This is a genomic window from Bacillus pumilus, assembly GCF_900186955.1.
GTDB lineage: Bacteria > Bacillota > Bacilli > Bacillales > Bacillaceae > Bacillus > Bacillus pumilus.
The window spans coordinates 2,566,085-2,586,422 of sequence record NZ_LT906438.1 but is presented as its reverse complement, the minus strand read 5'-3'; the positions used below and the strand labels follow the sequence as shown (position 1 = coordinate 2,586,422).

Here is a 20,338-nt window from a genome sequence, read left to right as displayed (position 1 = left end):
AATTCATGGGGAGGATCAGCATATGACAGAGCATTGGAAGGAAGTGCTAGCCGTCGATCCGTATGTCGTCAAAAGCGCTTCATTGCTCGGTGACATCGATAGACAGCTCATCACTCTTTTATATCAGCCGCTTATAGGCATGTCCGCTTTCAGCTTATATATGACGCTGTGGGGAGAGCTGGAACAAAATCGTATGTGGGGCAAACCCGCACCTCATCGGCAGCTCATGGTCATGCTGCAAACGAATTTGAATGATATTTTTGAGGAACGTTTAAAGCTTGAAGCGATTGGATTACTCCGCACATATGAACAGGAAACGGAAGAAGGCAGACTGTTTACATATGAGCTTGTGCCGCCGTTAAGACCAGATGAGTTTTTCCAAGATGGTATGCTGAATGTTCTGCTGTACCATCGTGTAGAGAAAGCGAAATATATGCAGCTTCGTGATTATTTCTCATATCCCGGTGTTCCGGCAGAGGCAAAGAACATCTCGCGGTCGTTTGAAGAAGTTTTTCACGTATTGCAGCCAGGTGAACGCAGGATGACAGAAGAAATCAATCAGGCGTCATCACTTGATCAGGGCTATGAATATGTGACCGTTGGATCGAGTCAGCCGGCTCCTCTCTCAGACGAATCCTTTGATTTCGATTTATTGTTAGCAGGCATGTCTGATATGATGATTCCAAGAAAGGCTTTGACAAAGCAGGTGAAAGAAACCATTAAGAAGTTAGCCGTTGTATACGGCATCACCCCGCTTCAAATGCAAAATATTGTAGCAGGCGCCTGTGGTTCGGATCAAATGATCTCAACAGAAGAGCTGAGAAAAGCGGCAAGAGACTGGTACCAAATTGAATACAGAGGCGAGCAGCCAAAACTCATTGATCAAAAACAGCCGAGACACTTGCGTCAAGATGCTTCAAAAGCGCCAGTGGCAGATACGACGGATGCCAAATTGATTGAAAAGCTTGATCATATTTCGCCTAGGGAGCTGCTAAAAGATATGGCTGACGGCATTGAGCCAACATATGCCGACTTAAGAATTGTCGAAGATATTATGCTTGAGCAACAGCTAGAGCCAGGTGTCATGAACGTTTTGATCTACTATACATTATTGAAAACAGATATGAAGCTGTCGAAAACATATATGCAAAAAATCGCCGCTCATTGGGTGAGAAAGAAAATTAAAACCGTAGCGGCGGCCATGAAAATGGCCAAAGAAGAGAACAGGCAAATGACAGAGTGGGCGCAGCAGAAAAAGCAGCGTAGCACATACGGATCAGGGAAAGTTGTCCGTGAAGAGAAGCTTCCTGACTGGATGAAAGAAACCGAAACGAAAGAACAGCCAGCAAAAGAACAAACAGACAGCCTGTCGACAGAAGACCTCGAACGAGAAAAAGAAAAACTGTTAGATCAGTTTAAAAATATGAAAAAGTACAATGCACATTAAGATGAGGTGAGATGAGGATGAAACCGATCGGTCGTTCATTTGAACAGCTAAAAGGGCGCGTAGATTTTCGTGTGAGATACAATCAGATTAAAGAGAGTGTGTTATCTGATGAAGATGTAAAAGCCTTTTTACAGGAGCACCAAGAAGACATACACGAAGACATGATCAATCGCAGCTTGAACCGGCTTTTTGAATATGTGCAGCAGTCGAAGGGCTGTTCATATTGCTTAGATGAAGAGAACGTCAATGCGATTTTAGACGGTTATCACCCGAAGCTTGTGATCAAAGGTCAGAGTATTGATATTGAATATTCCCCTTGTCCAGTCAAGCTGCGGCTCGACAGACAGAAAAAACAGCAAGAGCTCATGAAAAGCATGTACATTCCGCAAAATGTTCTTCAAGCGACGTTCGCTGATTTGAACGTTGTGGGAAGACAGGAAGTCATTCAAAAAGTAGGGCAATTCCTGCAAAGCTATGATGAGACGGGCAAAGGGAAGGGCTTATATTTACACGGAAAGTTTGGAGTAGGAAAAACGTATATTCTGGCAGCCATTGCGCAGCAGTTAGCGGAGAAGGAATACCCATCTCTCCTTGTGTACGTGCCTGAATTTGTGAGAGAGCTAAAAAATTCGTTAGCCGATCATACACTAGAATCAAAACTGAACATGGTCAAATCCACCCCTATTTTAATGCTTGATGATATTGGGGCAGAGTCGATGACAAGCTGGGTTCGAGATGAACTACTCGGAACGATTTTACAATACCGTATGGCAGAGCAGCTGCCGACTTTCTTCTCTTCTAATTTCTCACCAAGTGAACTGAAGCATCACTTTACGTACTCACAGCGCGGGGAAAAAGAAGAGGTCAAAGCCGCTCGTTTAATGGAACGGATTCTCTATTTAGCAGAGGCAGTCTTGCTCGAAGGAGAAAACCGCCGTCATTTATAAAAGCGTCTATCACCTGAAGGAGGAGCAAATGAAATGAACAAAAGAAAATGGCTGCTTTTTCTCGTGATTGCAGGTCTCGCTGTTTTACTTTGGTGGCTGAACAAACAGCATCTTCAGCTGGCGCCAAAAGATGTGAAAAATTGGGTGCTTCAATTTGGGATGCTGGCACCCTTTGTTTTTCTTTTCTTATCTCTTTTTCGCCCGTTTGTTCTCGTCCCTATTACGGTTTTTTCGCTGGCAGCAGGTTTGGCATTTGGCAGTGTTCTTGGGACGATTTATGCCCTCGTTGGTGCTACCGCCGGAGCAACATGCTCCTTCCTGCTTGCCACAACCTTTCGTGCAAAAAAGAAGGAAACACAATCAAGCAGCCGGAAGCTGAAAGCGGTGACGTCCCGCATTCAGGAGCATGGGTTTCTTTACATTTTGTTATTGCGAATTGCCCCAATCCATTTTGACTTTGTCAGCTATGCGGCAGCAGCTTCACGTGCAAATTATCGTGCATTTACGGCAGCTACCTTTTTAGGCTTAATACCGGGTACAGTTGCATTAAATGTCCTTGGCTCAAGCTTTGTCAGCGGCAATTATGCCGCTTTAGCAATCGTTTGTTTGATTTATCTAATCTTTATCTCAGTTCCGCTCATTTTAAAAAGAAAGATGCCTGATTTATTTTAGGCGTCTATTTTTTATGTTCTCCCCATATATATGTAACAGATGTCGTTAGGGGGGACAAACATGCTTGAAATAATCTTTGAAGATGAATATGATACCGCCGCTTTTTTACATCTTGCTGAACACTTGGACAGTCGGCATCACATGTCAATTCAACAAGGGAAAGACCGGCTTCTCATAGAGGTGAAGGAATCAAAGGAAGGACTTGAGTCCATTGTGCGGCCATTACTGGTTCACTTTTTTTTGGAATGCAAAGAAAATGAGCGCATGCGCAGCATTCTTGAAAACACGTATTTATTTAAAGATCCTGAAGAGCAGCACCAAATTCTTTCAATTGCCCACAGCATCATGAACGGGGATTTAGATGATATTCCCGGCATTCATCAAGAACCGTCAAGAGAAGCCCTGTTAACAAAGGAGCTCGAGACGATTTCTTTACAGCAAGGTATTTTTTCAATTGGTTCATTTATGACATTCAGACTGTCAGAGTATGACAGGAGGCTGAAGAACTATGTTGAAGTCTCCATTGAAGAATACAAAATGGAACAAGAATATCAAAACTTCATTCAATCGCTTCGAGACTATGTGATGGCAAAAGAACCGAAGCTCGAAAAAGTACATGTTGTGCATCAGGATCGCCTGATGATTTGGGAATTTCGGTACGCTTCTGAGCGTGATCAAAAACAATACATAGACAGACAGTTTGTAAGAGAGCATCCAATGTATATTGATTCGCAGCTGATTGCACCACTCGTATCCATAGCGCCCAAAAAGATTGACCTGTTTACAAATGATACAGGTCACTCGATGGTACAGACCATTCAAAATATTTTTCAAGAAAGGGTCGAGGTATTCCCGGCTCATTCATTTCAAGAACACAATGTTCAATTTGTCCATGACCATTTGGAACAGAAAAGTGAAAAGCTTTCTTGATTTTCACGAAAAAACGTTTTATAATACGGTGTAACTTCATACAAAGACCGTATTGATAAGGACATGAACAAATGAACACCCGCTTAAAGAGAGGGAAGCCGCGGCTGAAAGCTTCCTAGCAGAGGACCATTTGCTTTACCACCTTTGAACATCAGCTGTGAACGTTTTAGTAATGGCTGACGGGAATTCCCGTTATCGAACCACAAGCCGTGTTTGCTTATGAAAAAGTAAGCTGCAAATACGGGAAAAAGGGTGGAACCACGATTCCGTTTTATTCAACCTCGTCCCTTTCCAGGGGGCGGGGTTTTTATATTGCCAAAAAAAGGAGTGACCAGAGATGTCAGAACAAATTCAACTTACATTTCCAGATGGAGCAGTCAAGGAGTTTGACAAAACAGCTACAACAGAAGACATCGCGGCATCAATTAGCCCAGGCCTAAAGAAAAAAGCGCTTGCCGGTAAATTGAACGGCAAAGAAATAGATCTGCGTACGCCGCTACTAGAAAGTGGAACAATTGAGATCATCACAGATAAAAGTGATGAAGCACTCGACATTATGCGCCACAGCACAGCTCATTTGCTAGCACAGGCAATCAAACGCCTGTATGGAAAAGAGCATCACGTTCAGTTTGGCGTAGGTCCTGTGATTGAAAATGGCTTCTACTACGATGTGGACATCGATGTTGCCATCACACCGGAAGATTTACCAAAGATTGAAAAAGAAATGAAAAAAATCATTAACAGCAATCTGCCAATCGAGCGAATTGAAGTATCAAGAGAAGAAGCGAAAAAACGCTTTGAAGCGATTGGTGATCAATTAAAGCTTGAGCTGTTAGAGGCGATTCCAGAAGGTGAAGCTGTCACGATTTATGAGCAGGGTGAATTCTTTGACCTCTGCCGCGGCATTCACTTGTCATCAACAGGGAAAATCAAAGAGTTTAAACTGTTAAGCCTTGCAGGTGCATACTGGAGAGGTGACAGCAACAATCAAATGCTTCAGCGTATTTACGGTACAGCTTTCTTCAGCAAAGATGATCTAAATGAGCATCTACGCCTGCTTGAAGAAGCGAAAGAACGCGATCACCGTAAACTAGGAAAAGAGCTGAAACTGTTTGCGAACTCTCAAAAGGTAGGTCAAGGTCTACCGCTTTGGTTGCCAAAAGGCGCAACGATCCGCCGCGTTATTGAGCGTTACATTGTCGATAAAGAAGTACGCCTTGGTTATGAGCATGTGTATACACCAGTTCTTGCAAATGTTGAATTGTATAAAACATCAGGGCACTGGGCGCATTATCAAGAAGACATGTTCCCTGTGATGGAAATGGACAACGAAGATCTTGTTCTTCGTCCGATGAACTGTCCTCACCATATGATGATTTACAAAAACGAGCCGCATAGCTATCGCGAATTGCCAATTCGTATTGCAGAGCTTGGTACAATGCACCGTTATGAAATGTCAGGTGCTTTATCCGGCCTTCAGCGTGTTCGCGGTATGACATTAAACGATGCCCATATCTTTGTACGTCCAGATCAAATCAAAGACGAATTCATTCGTACAGTTCGCCTAATTGAAGAAGTGTATCAAGACTTTGGCTTGAATGACTACACATTCCGCTTATCTTACCGTGATCCAGAAGATACTGAGAAGTATTTCGACGATGATGCAATGTGGAATAAAGCGCAATCGATGCTAAAGGATGCAATGGACGAGCTTGGTCATGACTATTATGAGGCAGAAGGCGAAGCGGCATTTTATGGTCCGAAGCTTGACGTTCAAGTGAAGACAGCTCTTGGAAAAGAAGAGACACTGTCTACTGTACAGCTTGATTTCTTACTTCCAGAGCGCTTCGATCTCACATATATCGGAGAAGATGGCAAGCACCATCGTCCAGTCGTGATTCATAGAGGTGTTGTTTCTACAATGGAGCGTTTTGTTGCCTTCTTAATTGAAGAATACAAAGGAGCCCTACCAACTTGGCTGGCACCTGTACAATTCCAAGTCATCCCGGTTTCACCTTCTGTCCATTTAGACTATGCGAAAAAAGTACAAGAACGTTTGCAGCTTGAAGGTCTTCGTGTAGAGCTTGACAGCCGTGATGAAAAAATCGGATACAAAATTAGAGAAGCGCAAATGCAAAAGATTCCGTACATGCTAGTCGTCGGAGATCAAGAAGCAGAAAATGGCGCAGTCAATGTAAGAAAATACGGAGAGCAAGATTCAGAAACAATGGATCTTGAAGCCTTTGTGAAACATGCAGTAGCAGAAGCGAAAAAATAATCTTTTTCAAGCGAAGCAGTCAGTGATCTTTCTCCTTAGATCACTGGCTTTTTCTTTTTGGGAAAAATTCTCCACTAGTGATCCAGTCCCTTGAATGATACGTTTAGATAGTATGAAAGTATGGGTAAGTATGTACTATTGGTTCGAGTTAAATTGGGGGTATGAAAGCGATGATGAAAACAACAAACACTTTATCATCACAAGTATTGGAGCGATCAGCAGTACTTCGTGCATTGGAACACTCACTGGCGATGATTGAATTTGATGTGACAGGTGAAGTGCTATGGGTCAATGATATTTTTGCAAAAGCCATGGGATATTCAAAGCAAGAGATGATTGGTTTAAAACATAGACAGTTTTGTCCTCCTCATATTGCAGAACACGCAAGCTATCAAATGTTTTGGAAGCGTTTGAAAGAGGGGCAAGTCTTTCAGGAAAAGGTGCAGCGGACGACGAAGAATGGTGACAATTTATGGCTTGAAGCGACATATACACCTGTCCGCAATGAAGAGGAACGCGTAGTGGGTGTTGTGAAAGTCGCAACAGACATAACAGAAAGAGAAAGCACGATGAAACAGGTCGTAGGCGATTTAAAGGACATGTCTGCGAAATTAATGGAGCGAGCAGAAGTGGGCATCCAGCATAGTCAAAGAGTCAATGTCTCCTTTGATCATATAGCAAACGAAACAGATCAAAATATGAGCTTACTAGAAGGATTAACAGAGCAGGTAGAGTCCATCAGTTCCATCGCTACAACGATTAACAGCATTTCCTCACAAACCCAGCTCCTTGCATTAAATGCGGCGATCGAAGCAGCCCATGCAGGTTCCTATGGAAATGGCTTTAGTGTAGTGGCGGCAGAAATTCGAAAGCTTGCAACTGATGCAAAAGAAGCGATCGTCAAAGTAGATCAATATGTAAAGGCGATTCATGCGGAAGTAGAGAAGGTCAGCAGCGGAACGAGCCGGGCCAAGACAACGGTATTTACAAATCGCGATCTTGTAAAGCAGGCAAGTGAGGAATTTATGAATGTAGGAGAAGCAGCCCGCAGCTTAGACAAGCAAGCGCAAAGTCTAGCGGGAATTGTGTAGTTTGAGCACACAAAAAACACCCAATCTCGTTAGGAGAAGGGTGTTTTCTCGTTTGTTCTATTTTAATATATCAAACAATTCATGTAAGTCTTTGATTTCATAATCTGGCGTTACATCTGTTTCGTTCTTTTTGCCATGTCGATTGATCCAAACGGTTTGAATCCCGGCTCGAGATGCCCCAAGAATATCTGTTTTTGGATTATCTCCTACCATGATCACATCGTCTTTTGTTAGATTTAACAGCTGAAGGCAGTGCTCAAAGATGCTAGGGTCAGGTTTGCCTTTCCCGTAATCTCCTGAAATGACAATTTCATTAAAATAAGGTGCAAGCTCAGGAACACCGGCCAGTTTTTCCTTTTGAAGACTAGGATCTCCGTTTGTTAAAAGTAGCAATTCATAGCTGCCTTTCAGACGGTCTAAAACAGGGTACGTTTCTTCATAGACAAATGGGCGTTTTCTCCGCTCTGCTGCAAAGAAATCAGCCAAATATTGTCCAAATGCCTCATCGTCAATTCCTGCTTCTTTTAAGCCATTGGTCCAAGCGTTCTTGCGATACTCTGGTGCAAGGGCATTCAATTTTTGAAAGCCTTCGCTAATCGGTTCACTAAAATTGGACCACAGTCCTTCGAAAGGATTAATTCCGATCATGACAGTATAATCATATGTTTCATAGGACGAATACAGCTTTCTTGCTTCTTCACGAACAATCTGTTCAAATGTTTCTGGATTCAGTCCATATTTCTTTTCCGCTTCGCGGCATGTTTCCTGAAAAGTGGTGTGAATGCTTTTTTCATCCCAAAGCAAAGTATCATCTAAATCGAAAAATACGGCTTTCATGATCTTCTCCCTTGTTATGTATGTGTTACCTTCAATTGCAAGTGACGGCTCAAGTTCATTTTACAATAGAAGATGAGGGCAATAAAGAAAAGATTTGAGAGATATTTGAACATTGACCGCACATGATAGAATAGAAAGACAGTAAATAATACATACATCAATTGAGGTGGCAGGTTTGCTTCATTTAATTATTATGATGATCGAGCGTGTTGGGATCATCGTTATTTTAGGGTTTGTGCTTGCCCATGTGAAGGGCTTTCGCAATCTATTGCTTCATAATGAAGGGTTTCAAAAAAAGGCAGTCCTTGTCTTTATTTTTGCTTCTTTTAGTATTATCAGCAATTACACAGGAATTGAAATCCAGCAGCAGATGGTCATGAATCATGAGTTTTCCTATCATCTCGGCTCGTCAAGCTCAATTGCCAATACGAGAATCATGGGAATCGAAATGGGCGGATTAATAGGAGGGCCGTTTGTTGGCATTGGTGCAGGGCTTCTAGCTGGTATTCATCGCTATTCATTAGGAGGAAGCACGGCACTCAGCTGTGCGATTTCTTCGATTTTAGCCGGTGTGATTGCAGGTTATGTCGGCAGCAGGTTTAAGCGGAAGAATCGAATGGTGACACCTCGCCAAGCCGCACTTTTTGGTGTGGCAATGGAATCCTTGCAGATGATTATTATCCTTCTATTTGCAAAGCCATTTGTTGATGCTTGGGGGCTTGTGAGTATTATTGCCCTGCCGATGATTTTTGTGAATGGAATTGGCAGCTTTATCTTTTTATCGATTTTACAGTCAGTCATTCGGCAAGAAGAGCAGGCAAAGGCGATGCAGACACACCGTGTATTTTCAATCGCCGATCAAACGCTGCCTTTCTTCCGCCAAGGGTTAAATGAACAGTCATGTAAAAGCGTGGCGGAGATCATTCATCGATTAACAGAAACAGATGCGGTCTCCTTAACCGATACAGAAAAGATTTTAGCGCATGTTGGAGATGGGACAGATCATCATATTCCATCGAAAAGCCTCATTACAGGACTGTCGAAACAAGTATTGATGAGCGGCAAAATTATGAAGGCGCATTCGAAAGATGAAATCAATTGTTCAGTCACCCATTGCCCGCTTCAAGCGGCGATTGTGCTGCCCCTCACCTCCAATGGTCAAACGATCGGAACGTTAAAAATGTATTTCAATTCTCCGGTCGGATTAAGCAGGGTAGAGGAGGAGCTTGCAGAAGGCTTGGCGATGCTGTTTTCCACACAGCTTGAGCTTGGGGAGGCAGAAACCCAAAGCCGTCTGCTAAAAGATGCAGAGATCAAAGCACTTCAAGCGCAAGTGAATCCGCACTTTTTATTTAACGCCATTAATACCATCTCTGTCTTGTGCAGAACGAACGTAGAGATGGCTAGGAAGCTGCTGCTTCAGCTGAGTATATATTTTCGATCCAATTTGCAAGGCGCCCGCCAGCTGCTCATTCCACTTCATAAAGAAATTCAGCATGTAGAAGCCTATTTGTCACTTGAACAAGCAAGGTTTCCAAATAAATACCACGTGACCTTTCAAATTGAAAAGGAGCTAGAGCAGGTGATGATTCCGCCATTTGTGCTTCAGGTGCTTGTTGAAAATGCAGTGAGACACGCATTTCCTAAACATCAAACGAGCTGTGAAGTCATCGTATCTGCTGTGATGAAAGATGGGCATGTTTATATGAAAGTGACGGATAATGGACAGGGAATCGAGAATGACAAGATGGCTCAGTTATTAAAAGCGCCTGTTGAATCCAAAGAAGGAACAGGTACGGCTCTTTTTAATTTAGATCAGCGGTTAAGAGGGATTTTTGGCAGACAAGCCGCTCTATCTATTCATAGCGGCCAAGGCACTGACATCTCATTTCGCATTCCAATGGACTATGTAAAAGAGGATGATTTTCGTTGATAAATGTATTAATCGTAGATGATGAAGTGTTAGCAAGAGACGAATTAAAATACTTATTACGCAGAACGAAAGAGGATGTTCAAATAGAGGAAGCAGAAAATATAGAATCAGCTTTTGACCGGATGGTGGATCATAAGCCGGACCTGCTCTTTTTAGACATTGATTTATCTGGTGAAAATGGATTTGATATTGCCAAAAGGCTCAACCGGATGTCTGATCCGCCAGCGATTGTATTTGCGACAGCCTTTGATCAGTATGCGCTGAAGGCGTTTGAGGTCAGTGCGCTCGATTATTTAACAAAACCATTTGATGAAGAACGGCTTTTGCAAACGATCCAAAAGTTTAAAAAGTGGAAATCTGTTGAGACGCAAGACCACCAGCTGTCAGATGAGAGAATACCCCATCAGCAAAAGCTAGCCATTTCAGTTGATGACTCAATTGTCATTCTGCAAGTAGAAGAGATCATGTATGTAGGGCTCAGTGAAGGGAAAAAGGTCGTGAAAACAAAGGATCACATGTATGAGGTCACAGAACCGCTTGTGGTCATTGAAAAGAAACTCCCTGAGGCTTACTTTATGAGGGTTCATCGAAGCTATATCGTGAACACCTCTCATATGAAAGAAGTACAGCCGTGGTTTAATTCGACGTATAATCTACATATGACAGACGGGTCGATTATTCCTGTCAGCCGCACTTACGCCAAAGAACTAAAGAAGTCGCTCCTGCTAGAGTAGGACGGCTTTTTTTAATTGTATTTCAATACTCGTTTTCTGCATTTCATTCATTGAGTCCGGCGAGTTTGATTGTAAACGCTTCATTCATTTATTTCATGCCGTATACTGAGGGCAGTCGAAGAAAGAGGTGAAGGGGCATGAGTGCCACTAAAGTATACGGATTTCTATCTCAAGCATTTATCTTTGCAACCGTAATGTTCGTTTCTAATCTCATTTCAATGTATTTACCAATTCCGATGCCTGCATCTGTGATTGGTCTGGTTCTATTATTTGTTTTGCTGACAACGAAAATCGTCAAACTGGAGCAAGTGGAGCAATTAGGTACATCATTGACAGGGCTCATTAGCTTTCTATTTGTTCCCTCTGGTATCTCGGTTATTCAATCACTAGGTGTCATGCAAGAAGTAGGTGTGCAAGTCGTCGGTGTCATTATCATTGCAACGATTATGTTACTTGCAGCGACAGGGCTATTCACGCAGCTTCTCATGCAATTATCAGACAAACCACAGAAACGTAAAGAGACAAAGGAGAGCAAATCGACTCCTTCTCATTCTAATAAACCAGCTTCAAGTACGCATTAAAGGAGAGATGCAGGATGGGTACAAGTACAATGAGTCCTTATTTTGGTATAGTCGTCTCATTGGTCGCCTTTGGAATCGGTACATTCTTATTTGAAAAATCAAAAGGCTTCTTCTTATTTACACCACTTTTTGTCGCCATGGTGTTAGGTATTTTATTTTTGAAAATTGGCGGTTTTTCTTATGCAGATTATAATGAGGGCGGCAAGATTATCAAGTTTTTCTTAGAGCCTGCGACCATTGCTTTCGCTATTCCGCTTTATAAGCAGCGCGCATTGCTTAAAAAATATTGGTGGCAGATTTTATCCGCTATTTTTGTAGGATCACTTTGTTCCATTACAATTGTGTATGTCGTAGCAAAAGGCATTCATCTTGATGCGGCTGTAATGAAAAGTATGCTCCCACAGGCAGCGACGACAGCGATTGCTCTTCCGATTGCAAAGGATATTGGCGGAATTGCAGATATCACAGCCTTTGCGGTCATATTTAATGCAGTCATTGTGTATGCACTAGGTGCTTTCTTCTTAAAATGGTTTCGAATTAAAAATCCAGTGGCAAAAGGGCTTGCACTCGGTACATCAGGACATGCACTTGGCGTCTCTGTTGGGATTGAGATGGGTGAAGTGGAAGCGGCCATGGCAAGTATTGCTGTTGTGGTCGTAGGGGTTGTGACCGTCATCGTCATCCCAATCTTTATGCAATTGATTCTTTGATGACGTCATTGTTTTGAAAAGCCTTGCCCAATTCGTTTAATCATGCTAAAATGAAAAAGTTGTTTCAAGAGTTCGGTTACTTGACGGACAAATGAAAATTGTGTAGAATAATTAACGAATTGAATAGATATCACAAGCAGAAGCACCCGCTTCTCACCTGATTGACACGTGTTTGTAGTTGACAGGTTGACCGTACATTTATTTTTTCATGCAAATGTTCGCAGTGTGGGTGTTTTATATGCCCACACTTTTTGTTTGCCTGTAAAACATACAACGAAATGGTCAAAATGAATTGTGAACTCAATTCAAAATCTCATGGAGGTGGCTCACTATTAGCAAAGATCAATTAGTTAATGAAGGTATTCGTGCGCGTGAAGTTCGTTTGATCGGACAAAATGGCGATCAGCTGGGGATTAAAACCCGCCAGGAAGCTCTGGAAATTGCTACGAAAGCCAATCTTGACCTTGTGTTAGTTGCTGCAAATGCAAAACCACCTGTTTGCCGAATCATGGACTATGGTAAGTTCCGATTCGAACAGCAGAAGAAGGATAAAGAGGCACGTAAGAATCAAAAAATCATTAGCTTAAAAGAAGTTCGGTTGAGCCCGACAATTGATGAACATGATTTTAACACGAAGCTCCGTAATGCAATCAAATTCCTTGAAAAGGGCGATAAAGTGAAAGCTTCTATACGCTTTAAAGGGCGTGCGATTACGCATAAAGAAATCGGACAGCGCGTGTTAGACCGTTTCTCTGAAGCTTGCGCTGAAGTAGCAACAGTAGAAACAAAACCTAAGATGGACGGACGTAGCATGTTCCTCATGCTTGCACCAAAAGTCGAAAAGTAAAGTAACAGAGGGAGGAAATATCCAATGCCAAAAATGAAAACTCACCGCGGATCTGCTAAACGTTTCAAAAAAACAGGTTCTGGTAAACTTAAACGTTCTCATGCGTACACAAGTCACCTGTTCGCTAACAAATCTACAAAGCAAAAACGTAAATTGCGTAAGAGCGCAATCGTAAGTGCTGGAGATTTCAAACGTATCAAACAACAACTTGCAAACATCAAGTAATTTGGAATAGGAATCATAGGAGGGAATTACAATGCCAAGAGTAAAAGGCGGAACTGTGTCGCGTCAGCGTCGTAAAAAGGTTCTTAAATTAGCAAAAGGTTATTTCGGTTCAAAACATAGATTATACAAAGTAGCAAACCAACAGGTGATGAAATCTGGAAACTACGCTTTCCGTGACCGTCGTCAGAAAAAACGTGACTTCCGTAAACTATGGATCACTCGTATCAATGCTGCAGCTCGTATGAACGGTCTTTCTTACAGCCGTTTAATGCATGGCCTAAAGCTTTCTGGTATCGAAGTAAACCGCAAAATGCTTGCTGACCTTGCTGTGAATGACCTAAGTGCATTCAATCAGCTTGCTGATGCTGCAAAAGCACAACTAGACAAGTAAGTCATATGAAAGATCATTCCGTCGAGGGGTGATCTTTTTTGCTCATCATGTGAGGTGAAATGAATGAATATCGCGTTGATTGTGCTGCTGATCTTGGTAAATGGCTATGGTTTCTTTCTCATGGGAGAGGACAAACGCCGGGCAAAAGCGCATAAATGGAGAATTTCAGAGGCGCACTTATGGAGTGCTGCCGTGCTTTTTGGGGCTGCTGGATCGTATCTAGGGATGCAGTATTTCCGTCATAAAACAAAGCATCCTGCCTTTCAAATTGGCATGCCAGTGTTAATCATGGTGCAGTTGATCATATTAGGATATATCAAGTTCATCTGAAAAAGGAGCAGACGCCATCAAGACGGCGTGTCTGCTCCTTTTTTTTGTTTGATTTTTTTAATGGGCTGATCCCAATCAATTTTTGTTTGAGGATAACGTTCGATAATGTTTTCCTCCAATTTTTCAAAGTCTTCTAATGTAAATTCACTTAGCTTCTCAGGTGACTCCGTCCAAACGTAAATGGAGTGGACAAATAGAGGATGATCCTTAGAAGGAACATGCTTCTCCCCTTCAAACAAGACACCTTTATAGACGAAATTAAAATTTTTACGTGCATTTTGTTGTTCGTCCATAAAATAAAAGCCTTCTTTTAATTGTGCTTGTTTCAGCTTTCTTCTCGGATTTGAGAAGAATTTTACCGCCATGTAGAAGATGTAGACAAGCAGTGCAACAAGAGCTAGTCTAATGAGGATTACAAACATGACAGGATGCACCTCCAATACCGTTATCTGATGTACTACGAATGAAAAGGCCAAAAGGTTTCAACTTTTTTTTAAAAAATATTTCGGAAAACGAAAAAATATTCATAAAAAGATCGTATTGAACGAAAAAGGTTTTGTATAATAAGAATGCACCATGAAGATAAAGGAGGATATATGGAATGACAAAGCTAGATCAAACATTAACTATGCTGAAAGACCTAACGGATGCAAAAGGGATTCCAGGAAATGAACGTGATGTCAAAAAAGTCATGCAGACATACATAGAATCATATGCAGATGAAGTCTCCAGTGACCGCCTTGGCAGCTTAATTGCTAAGAAGGAAGGAAACGCAAACGGACCTAAAATTATGCTTGCTGGTCACTTAGATGAAGTAGGATTCATGGTGACAAAAATTGATGACAAAGGCTACATTCGCTTCCAAACTGTCGGCGGATGGTGGTCACAGGTCATGCTCGCGCAGCGTGTGACGATTGTAACGAAAAAGGGAGACATAACAGGTGTGATTGGCTCAAAGCCGCCGCACGTCTTGTCACCTGAAGCTCGAAAAAAATCGATCGAGATGACAGATATGTTTATTGATATCGGTGCATCAAGCAAAGAACAGGCAATGGAGTGGGGCGTTCTGCCTGGAGATCAAATCGTCCCTTATTTTGAGTTTACAGTGATGAATGATGAAAAAATGCTCCTTGCAAAAGCATGGGACAACCGTATCGGCTGTGCAGTTGCGATTGATGTCATGAAGAACTTACACAATACTCAGCATGAGAATATTGCTTACAGTGTTGCAACTGTACAAGAGGAAGTTGGCCTGCGTGGTGCCAAAACAGCAGCGGCTACAATCCAGCCTGATATTGGATTTGCCATTGATGTTGGTGTAGCAGGAGACACACCGGGCATTACTGAAAAAGAAGCAACAAGCAAACTTGGCAAAGGACCAACGATTGTTGTATTTGATGCTTCTATGGTATCGCATAAAGGGCTTCGGGATTTTGTTGTCCAAACAGCGGATGAATTGAACATTCCGTACCAATATGACTCTATGCCTGGCGGCGGGACAGATGCTGGCGGTATCCATTTAACAGGTCATGGTGTGCCATCACTATCGATCGGGATACCAAGTAGATATATTCATACCCATGCAGCGATGATTCACCGAGATGATTATGAAAATGCAGTGAAGCTTTTAACAGAAGTGATCAAAAGACTTGATCAAAAAACGGTTGAGCAGATCACGTACGGTTCTTAAGTAAGAAAGCCTTTCCTCAGTATAGGGGAAGGGCTTTTTTTATTTCATTGAATTTCCCAGGAAATGAACTGTCATTTTAAGTTACGCCAAAAGAACTGTTTTTGAGAGAAGAAGAAAAAATATTCTAGTGAATAAGGCACATGTGATCTGGCTTTTATTTTTGTAAGATGAAAGCAATAAAAAGGACAGAGCCTAAAGAAAGCCCTGTCAAAAGAGAGTTTATGGAAGTAGGTGAAGCTACCTTAAGAATAAACATATTATTCTTATTTGTCAACTTGGTTTTAAAGGAGAGAAAAATCAATCAATTTATGTTATATTTGTAACAAATTGTTTGTGCAAAGGGGATGGTTAAATGAATGCGGTTACAATTGTCATAGCATCTATGTGTATTTTAGCGATTGCCTATCGTCTTTATGGCACATTTATGATGGTCAAGGTCTTAAAGGTGACAGACGATCATCCTACACCGGCTCACACATTAGAGGACGGGAAGGATTATGTGCCAACCAATAAATGGGTCACATTTGGGCATCACTTTGCTGCGATTGCAGCTGCAGGTCCGTTAGTGGGTCCGATTTTAGCTGCGCAATTCGGGTATTTACCGGGTCTCCTTTGGCTGTTAATTGGCGCAGTGATAGGCGGAGCTGTACATGATCTTGTCGTCTTATTTGCGTCGATGCGAAAAAAGGGGAAATCGTTATCAGAGGTAGCGAAGGAAGAGCTAGGACCTGTCGCAGGATTTTGTACAGGGCTTGCGATGCTGTTTATCATTACGATCACAATGGCAGGACTGTCTATGGTTGTGCTTCATGCGTTAGAACGTAACCCTTGGGGGACATTTGCAGTCGGAATCACGATTCCAATTGCGATGGGGGTTGGTCTTTATTATAAAAAGACAGGCAATTTAAAACTGGCGACAACTGCGGGATTTATTTTGCTGATGGTTGGTGTATTCCTTGGGCCGAATATTCAAGGAACGGCACTTGGCGATCTTTTAACACTTGATACAAAAACACTTGCTCTTGCCTTGCCGATCTATGCTTTTTTTGCTGCGGCATTGCCGGTTTGGCTGCTGCTCGCACCGAGGGACTATTTAAGCAGCTTTATGAAAATAGGTGTTTTTATCGCATTGATTGCTGGAATCTTTGTCGTCAATCCAACGATTCAATTCCCAGCCTTTACGGAGTTTGTGAATGGAGGAGGTCCTGTTTTAGCTGGTCCTGTCTGGCCTTTTATTTCAATAACCATTGCTTGCGGTGCCATATCTGGTTTCCACGCATTTGTTGGATCTGGGACAACACCTAAAATGCTTGACCGCTGGAGTGATATGAAGCCTGTCGCTTTTGGCGCAATGCTAGTAGAATGTCTAGTTGGAATTATGGCGTTAATTGCCGCTACCGCTCTTCATCCAGGCGATTATTTTGCGATAAACAGTACGCCAGAAGTGTTCAGAACACTCGGGATGAGTGTCGAGAACCTTCCGCAGCTGAGTAAGGAAATTGGTCTTGATTTAGAAGGAAGAACGGGTGGAGCTGTGACATTAGCTGTAGGGATGGCGTATATCTTTACGGGGATTCCGTTCTTTGGTCATTTGGCGTCTTATTTTTTCCAATTCGTCATTATGTTTGAAGCTGTCTTTATTTTAACCGCTATTGATGCAGGGACACGTGTGGCACGATATTTGATTCAAGACTTCTTTGGCGAAGCTTATAAACCGCTTAAACGAAATGACTGGGTCCCTGGGTCGGTGTTCGCAAGTGCGCTTGCTTGTTTTATGTGGGGCTATTTGCTTTACTCTGGAGACATCGGGTCCATTTGGGCACTGTTTGGGGTGTCAAACCAGTTAATGGCATCGGTCGGTCTCATCATCGGAGCAACCGTTGTATTAAAAATTGCAGATAAAAGGCGATATATGCTGACTTGTTTAATTCCACTTGCTTACTTATATGTGACAGTGAATTACGCGGGCTATTGGATGGTAGCAAATGTATACCTTAATCCCGAGGCATCAGGTTACAGCGTGCTGAATGCGGTGCTATCAATCATTATGTTGATCTTAGGATTTGTGATTATTGTGTTTGCGATTAAAAAATGGGTCGACATTTGGCGTGATCCAGCGCTTCGGATGGAAACACCGATCACTGGCTAAATGAAAAAGCCGGTTTGCTATGATAAGCAAACCGGCTTCTTTTATTGCTGCTGATGAGGCTTTAAGCCTTGCTCTAATGTTTCAAGAATCTCATTTTTCTCGTTTTCTGATGCTTCTTGCCATAGCACTTCGAACAACACGCCAAGGCCTGGCAGCATTTTTTCCTCACCGCTTTGAATGGCATCTAAAATTGTATGCTCAAGCTGCTCTTGATTATGGCCAGTGATGTTTTGAATGACTGCGCCTCTTAAATTAAAATCCATTGCCCACACTCCTTTTTTGATGGTAATAGCCCTATTCTGTCTCAAAGACAGGTTTATTATGTAGTGTGCATGAGATATAATAAATTCATGATATTTAAAGGAGTTAAAGTCGCTTGAAATATATAGAATCAGCTAAAAACACAAACATTAAACAGTGGAAAAAGCTCCATACGAAAAAAGAACGAACGAAAACGGGGCTGTTTCTCGTGGAGGGAATCCACTTAGTGGAAGAAGCATTGAAGAGCGGAGCTGTAAAAGAATTAATGGTCACATCGCCTGATAAGCTTCCTTCTCATATCGATCCGGACATTGAACTGTATGAACTGAGCGAGGAAGCCTTTTCTGCCATGACCGAAACGGAAACGCCTCAGCACATCGCGGCAGTTTGTGCAGTTCCTGTATTTGAAGAAAAGAAGTATGAACGACTTCTTCTGTTAGATGCAGTGCAGGACCCAGGGAATTTAGGCACACTCATTCGGACAGCAGATGCCGCCGGTCTTGATGCTGTGATCTTAGGCGATGGAACAGTTGATGCATTTAACGGAAAAACGCTCCGTTCAGCACAAGGATCGCATTTCCACCTGCCAATTTTAAAGCAAACCCTTCAGCAGACCATACCAGTATGTAAGGAGCAAGGCATTCCTGTATACGGAAGTGCGCTAAACAATGCGAAAGCGTATAGAAGCGTAACGGCAGAAGGTTCGTTTGCATTAATTGTGGGCAATGAAGGTGCGGGTATAAACCCAGAGATTCTGCAAATGACAGACCACAATTTATATGTGCCAATGTATGGACAGGCAGAATCATTAAATGTGGCTGTTGCAGCAGCTGTTCTTGTCTATCATTTGCGTGGATAGTGTTGCATCATGCGCTCATTTTCACTATAATGAAACTAATATTTTAAAAACCATGATAGAGGAAGATTGTTTCAAGGAGCGGCCTTATAGGGAGAATGCATCGTAGACTGAAAATGCATTTAAGGAATGCTGAAACAGGAATTCACCTCTGGAGTTGTCACCGGGACCGCAAGCTTTGCGTAAAGGTGAACCGGATTCGTTTGATTCCGTTATGTCAATGAAGCTTATTCGCACATGTATTTGTGCTTAACAAGGGTGGTACCGCGACCACAACTCGTCCCTTCTTTTTTAGAAGGACGGGTTTTTTTATTGTCTTCAAACGATCAAACAGCCGTTTATCCAGACGGTTTTGTATATCAAAAGGAGGATTACACTCATGCAAGAAACGTTAAAACAGCTTGAATTAGAAGCGATAGCGAAGGTTGAAGCAGCTAGCTCGCTCAAAGAAGTCAATGACATTCGTGTTCAATATTTAGGGAAAAAAGGGCCGATCACAGAGGTGCTTCGCGGAATGGGCAAGCTGTCCGCAGAAGAAAGACCAAAAATGGGCGCACTCGCAAACGAAGTGAGAGAGCAGATTGCTGGTGCTATTGCTGAAAAAAATGAACAGCTGGAAAAAGAAGAAGTGAAGAAGAAACTTGCGTCTCAAACGATCGATGTTACATTGCCAGCAAGCCCAATCAAAATGGGGGCAAGACATCCATTAACGATTGTTGTCGAAGATATTGAAGATTTATTTATTGGTATGGGCTATACCGTTGAGGAAGGTCCTGAGGTAGAAACGGATTATTATAACTTTGAAGCGCTGAATCTTCCAAAGGAGCATCCGGCACGTGATATGCAGGACAGCTTCTATATTACCGAGGATACACTACTCAGAACACAAACGTCACCAGTTCAAGCACGTACACTTGAAAAATATAAAGGACAAGGTCCTGTGAAGATCATCTGCCCTGGGAAAGTATATAGACGAGACAGTGATGACGCGACTCATTCACATCAATTTATGCAGATTGAAGGGCTTGTTGTCGATCACAATATTAGTATGAGTGATCTAAAAGGTACGCTAGAGACAGTGGCGAGAAAAATGTTTGGTGAAGATCGTGAAATTAGACTGCGTCCAAGCTTTTTCCCATTCACAGAACCATCTGTCGAAGTGGATGTGTCTTGCTTTAAATGCGGCGGGAAAGGCTGTTCTGTATGTAAAGGAACAGGCTGGATTGAAATTTTAGGAGCTGGGATGGTTCATCCAAATGTCCTGAAGATGAGCGGATTTGATCCAGAAACTTACCAAGGCTTTGCTTTTGGAATGGGTGTTGAACGGATTGCAATGCTCAAATACGGCATTGATGATATTCGCCATTTCTACACAAATGATATTAGATTCACAAAGCAATTCAAGCAGGACTAAGAGGAGGAAATCAAC

General features: G+C 42.3%; 21 protein-coding genes and 2 other annotated features. Of the genes, 18 read left to right on the top strand and 3 right to left on the bottom strand.

Translation table 11 applies throughout. The features are described from left to right. The first annotated feature begins 22 nt into the window (after window positions 1-22). The 6 genes from dnaB (at window position 23) to CKW02_RS13275 (ending at window position 7,365) form a co-directional block, all read left to right on the top strand. Window positions 23-1,447 (top strand): replicative helicase loading/DNA remodeling protein DnaB, encoded by a 1,425-nt coding sequence (dnaB, locus tag CKW02_RS13300; RefSeq protein WP_003216778.1) that lies wholly within the window; start codon window positions 23-25, stop codon window positions 1,445-1,447. 17 nt (window positions 1,448-1,464) lie between these two features. Beyond that, the gene (gene dnaI / locus CKW02_RS13295) at window positions 1,465-2,394 is read left to right on the top strand and encodes a primosomal protein DnaI (protein WP_034620615.1); all 930 of its coding nucleotides are present in this window, start codon (window positions 1,465-1,467) and stop codon (window positions 2,392-2,394) included. Between the two features lie 33 nt (window positions 2,395-2,427). Continuing rightward, window positions 2,428-3,066 (top strand): TVP38/TMEM64 family protein, encoded by a 639-nt coding sequence (locus CKW02_RS13290; RefSeq protein WP_003216366.1) that lies wholly within the window; start codon window positions 2,428-2,430, stop codon window positions 3,064-3,066. Window positions 3,067-3,126: 60 nt separating this feature from the next. Further along, window positions 3,127-3,996 (top strand): putative sporulation protein YtxC, encoded by an 870-nt coding sequence (ytxC, locus tag CKW02_RS13285; protein ID WP_003216517.1) that lies wholly within the window; start codon window positions 3,127-3,129, stop codon window positions 3,994-3,996. Between the two features lie 43 nt (window positions 3,997-4,039). Further along, window positions 4,040-4,288 (top strand) — a binding site (T-box leader). Between the two features lie 45 nt (window positions 4,289-4,333). Then, the gene (gene thrS / locus CKW02_RS13280; RefSeq protein WP_095117853.1) at window positions 4,334-6,274 is read left to right on the top strand and encodes a threonine--tRNA ligase; all 1,941 of its coding nucleotides are present in this window, start codon (window positions 4,334-4,336) and stop codon (window positions 6,272-6,274) included. 170 nt (window positions 6,275-6,444) lie between these two features. Then, window positions 6,445-7,365 (top strand): methyl-accepting chemotaxis protein, encoded by a 921-nt coding sequence (locus CKW02_RS13275; RefSeq protein ID WP_003216740.1) that lies wholly within the window; start codon window positions 6,445-6,447, stop codon window positions 7,363-7,365. A 57-nt stretch (window positions 7,366-7,422) separates the two neighbouring features. Here CKW02_RS13275 and CKW02_RS13270 read toward each other — a convergent pair whose 3' ends face one another. Next, window positions 7,423-8,202: an HAD family hydrolase gene (locus CKW02_RS13270; RefSeq protein WP_003216598.1), complete on the bottom strand. Its 780-nt coding sequence runs from the start codon at window positions 8,200-8,202 to the stop codon at window positions 7,423-7,425. A 175-nt stretch (window positions 8,203-8,377) separates the two neighbouring features. Here CKW02_RS13270 and CKW02_RS13265 point away from each other — a divergent pair, with 175 nt between their 5' ends. From CKW02_RS13265 to CKW02_RS13230, 8 genes are all read left to right on the top strand, one after another. Then, window positions 8,378-10,135, top strand: a complete 1,758-nt coding sequence (locus CKW02_RS13265; RefSeq protein ID WP_003216542.1) for a sensor histidine kinase — start codon at window positions 8,378-8,380, stop codon at window positions 10,133-10,135. Continuing rightward, entirely contained in the window at window positions 10,132-10,869 is a 738-nt protein-coding gene (locus tag CKW02_RS13260; RefSeq protein ID WP_003216174.1) for a LytR/AlgR family response regulator transcription factor, read from the top strand. The genes CKW02_RS13265 and CKW02_RS13260 overlap by 4 nt, the downstream gene beginning before the upstream one ends. A 137-nt stretch (window positions 10,870-11,006) precedes the next feature. Then, window positions 11,007-11,450, top strand: coding sequence for an antiholin-like murein hydrolase modulator LrgA (gene lrgA / locus CKW02_RS13255; RefSeq protein WP_003216712.1), 444 nt, complete (start codon window positions 11,007-11,009; stop codon window positions 11,448-11,450). 14 nt (window positions 11,451-11,464) lie between these two features. After that, the gene (gene lrgB / locus CKW02_RS13250; RefSeq protein ID WP_003216496.1) at window positions 11,465-12,160 is read left to right on the top strand and encodes an antiholin-like protein LrgB; all 696 of its coding nucleotides are present in this window, start codon (window positions 11,465-11,467) and stop codon (window positions 12,158-12,160) included. Window positions 12,161-12,288: 128 nt separating this feature from the next. Continuing rightward, window positions 12,289-12,420: a sequence feature (ribosomal protein L20 leader region), on the top strand. Window positions 12,421-12,491: 71 nt separating this feature from the next. Further along, window positions 12,492-13,007, top strand: coding sequence for a translation initiation factor IF-3 (infC, locus tag CKW02_RS13245; RefSeq protein WP_034620611.1), 516 nt, complete (start codon window positions 12,492-12,494; stop codon window positions 13,005-13,007). 24 nt (window positions 13,008-13,031) lie between these two features. Next, the gene (gene rpmI / locus CKW02_RS13240; protein ID WP_003216324.1) at window positions 13,032-13,232 is read left to right on the top strand and encodes a 50S ribosomal protein L35; all 201 of its coding nucleotides are present in this window, start codon (window positions 13,032-13,034) and stop codon (window positions 13,230-13,232) included. Window positions 13,233-13,263: 31 nt separating this feature from the next. Continuing rightward, window positions 13,264-13,623, top strand: a complete 360-nt coding sequence (gene rplT / locus CKW02_RS13235) for a 50S ribosomal protein L20 (protein ID WP_003216409.1) — start codon at window positions 13,264-13,266, stop codon at window positions 13,621-13,623. A 63-nt stretch (window positions 13,624-13,686) separates the two neighbouring features. Then, on the top strand, window positions 13,687-13,953 hold the full coding sequence (locus tag CKW02_RS13230; protein ID WP_003216616.1) for a DUF1294 domain-containing protein: 267 nt from the start codon (window positions 13,687-13,689) through the stop codon (window positions 13,951-13,953). Between the two features lie 17 nt (window positions 13,954-13,970). Here the strand turns inward: CKW02_RS13230 and CKW02_RS13225 are convergent, their stop codons facing one another. After that, window positions 13,971-14,375 carry a hypothetical protein gene (locus CKW02_RS13225; protein ID WP_003216690.1) on the bottom strand — a complete coding sequence of 135 codons (405 nt, stop codon included), beginning with the start codon at window positions 14,373-14,375 and terminating at the stop codon, window positions 13,971-13,973. 179 nt (window positions 14,376-14,554) lie between these two features. On the opposite strand from CKW02_RS13225, the gene CKW02_RS13220 reads away from it, so the two are divergent. Together CKW02_RS13220 and cstA are read left to right on the top strand one after the other, a co-directional pair. Then, window positions 14,555-15,643, top strand: coding sequence for a M42 family metallopeptidase (locus CKW02_RS13220; protein WP_003216206.1), 1,089 nt, complete (start codon window positions 14,555-14,557; stop codon window positions 15,641-15,643). A 352-nt stretch (window positions 15,644-15,995) separates the two neighbouring features. Then, window positions 15,996-17,792 carry a carbon starvation protein CstA gene (gene cstA / locus CKW02_RS13215; RefSeq protein ID WP_003216709.1) on the top strand — a complete coding sequence of 599 codons (1,797 nt, stop codon included), beginning with the start codon at window positions 15,996-15,998 and terminating at the stop codon, window positions 17,790-17,792. Between the two features lie 41 nt (window positions 17,793-17,833). On the opposite strand, the gene sspI is transcribed toward cstA, so the two are convergent. After that, window positions 17,834-18,055, bottom strand: a complete 222-nt coding sequence (sspI, locus tag CKW02_RS13210; RefSeq protein WP_003216243.1) for a small acid-soluble spore protein SspI — start codon at window positions 18,053-18,055, stop codon at window positions 17,834-17,836. Window positions 18,056-18,168: 113 nt separating this feature from the next. Here sspI and CKW02_RS13205 point away from each other — a divergent pair, with 113 nt between their 5' ends. Beyond that, window positions 18,169-18,912, top strand: a complete 744-nt coding sequence (locus tag CKW02_RS13205; RefSeq protein WP_003216635.1) for a TrmH family RNA methyltransferase — start codon at window positions 18,169-18,171, stop codon at window positions 18,910-18,912. Window positions 18,913-19,288: 376 nt separating this feature from the next. Continuing rightward, window positions 19,289-20,323: a phenylalanine--tRNA ligase subunit alpha gene (pheS, locus tag CKW02_RS13200; RefSeq protein WP_050943608.1), complete on the top strand. Its 1,035-nt coding sequence runs from the start codon at window positions 19,289-19,291 to the stop codon at window positions 20,321-20,323. The last annotated feature ends 15 nt before the right edge of the window (window positions 20,324-20,338 follow it).

What these genes read in the sequence shown, in the direction of transcription:
- dnaB (WP_003216778.1), top strand. Translation starts at nt 23, where the DNA reads ATGACAGAGCATTGGAAGGAAGTGCTAGCCGTCGATCCGTATGTCGTC.
- dnaI (WP_034620615.1), top strand. Translation starts at nt 1,465, where the DNA reads ATGAAACCGATCGGTCGTTCATTTGAACAGCTAAAAGGGCGCGTAGAT.
- CKW02_RS13290 (WP_003216366.1), top strand. Translation starts at nt 2,428, where the DNA reads ATGAACAAAAGAAAATGGCTGCTTTTTCTCGTGATTGCAGGTCTCGCT.
- ytxC (WP_003216517.1), top strand. Translation starts at nt 3,127, where the DNA reads ATGCTTGAAATAATCTTTGAAGATGAATATGATACCGCCGCTTTTTTA.
- thrS (WP_095117853.1), top strand. Translation starts at nt 4,334, where the DNA reads ATGTCAGAACAAATTCAACTTACATTTCCAGATGGAGCAGTCAAGGAG.
- CKW02_RS13275 (WP_003216740.1), top strand. Translation starts at nt 6,445, where the DNA reads ATGATGAAAACAACAAACACTTTATCATCACAAGTATTGGAGCGATCA.
- CKW02_RS13270 (WP_003216598.1), bottom strand. Translation starts at nt 8,202, where the DNA reads ATGAAAGCCGTATTTTTCGATTTAGATGATACTTTGCTTTGGGATGAA.
- lrgA (WP_003216712.1), top strand. Translation starts at nt 11,007, where the DNA reads ATGAGTGCCACTAAAGTATACGGATTTCTATCTCAAGCATTTATCTTT.
- lrgB (WP_003216496.1), top strand. Translation starts at nt 11,465, where the DNA reads ATGGGTACAAGTACAATGAGTCCTTATTTTGGTATAGTCGTCTCATTG.
- rpmI (WP_003216324.1), top strand. Translation starts at nt 13,032, where the DNA reads ATGCCAAAAATGAAAACTCACCGCGGATCTGCTAAACGTTTCAAAAAA.
- rplT (WP_003216409.1), top strand. Translation starts at nt 13,264, where the DNA reads ATGCCAAGAGTAAAAGGCGGAACTGTGTCGCGTCAGCGTCGTAAAAAG.
- CKW02_RS13230 (WP_003216616.1), top strand. Translation starts at nt 13,687, where the DNA reads ATGAATATCGCGTTGATTGTGCTGCTGATCTTGGTAAATGGCTATGGT.
- CKW02_RS13225 (WP_003216690.1), bottom strand. Translation starts at nt 14,375, where the DNA reads ATGTTTGTAATCCTCATTAGACTAGCTCTTGTTGCACTGCTTGTCTAC.
- CKW02_RS13220 (WP_003216206.1), top strand. Translation starts at nt 14,555, where the DNA reads ATGACAAAGCTAGATCAAACATTAACTATGCTGAAAGACCTAACGGAT.
- cstA (WP_003216709.1), top strand. Translation starts at nt 15,996, where the DNA reads ATGAATGCGGTTACAATTGTCATAGCATCTATGTGTATTTTAGCGATT.
- sspI (WP_003216243.1), bottom strand. Translation starts at nt 18,055, where the DNA reads ATGGATTTTAATTTAAGAGGCGCAGTCATTCAAAACATCACTGGCCAT.
- pheS (WP_050943608.1), top strand. Translation starts at nt 19,289, where the DNA reads ATGCAAGAAACGTTAAAACAGCTTGAATTAGAAGCGATAGCGAAGGTT.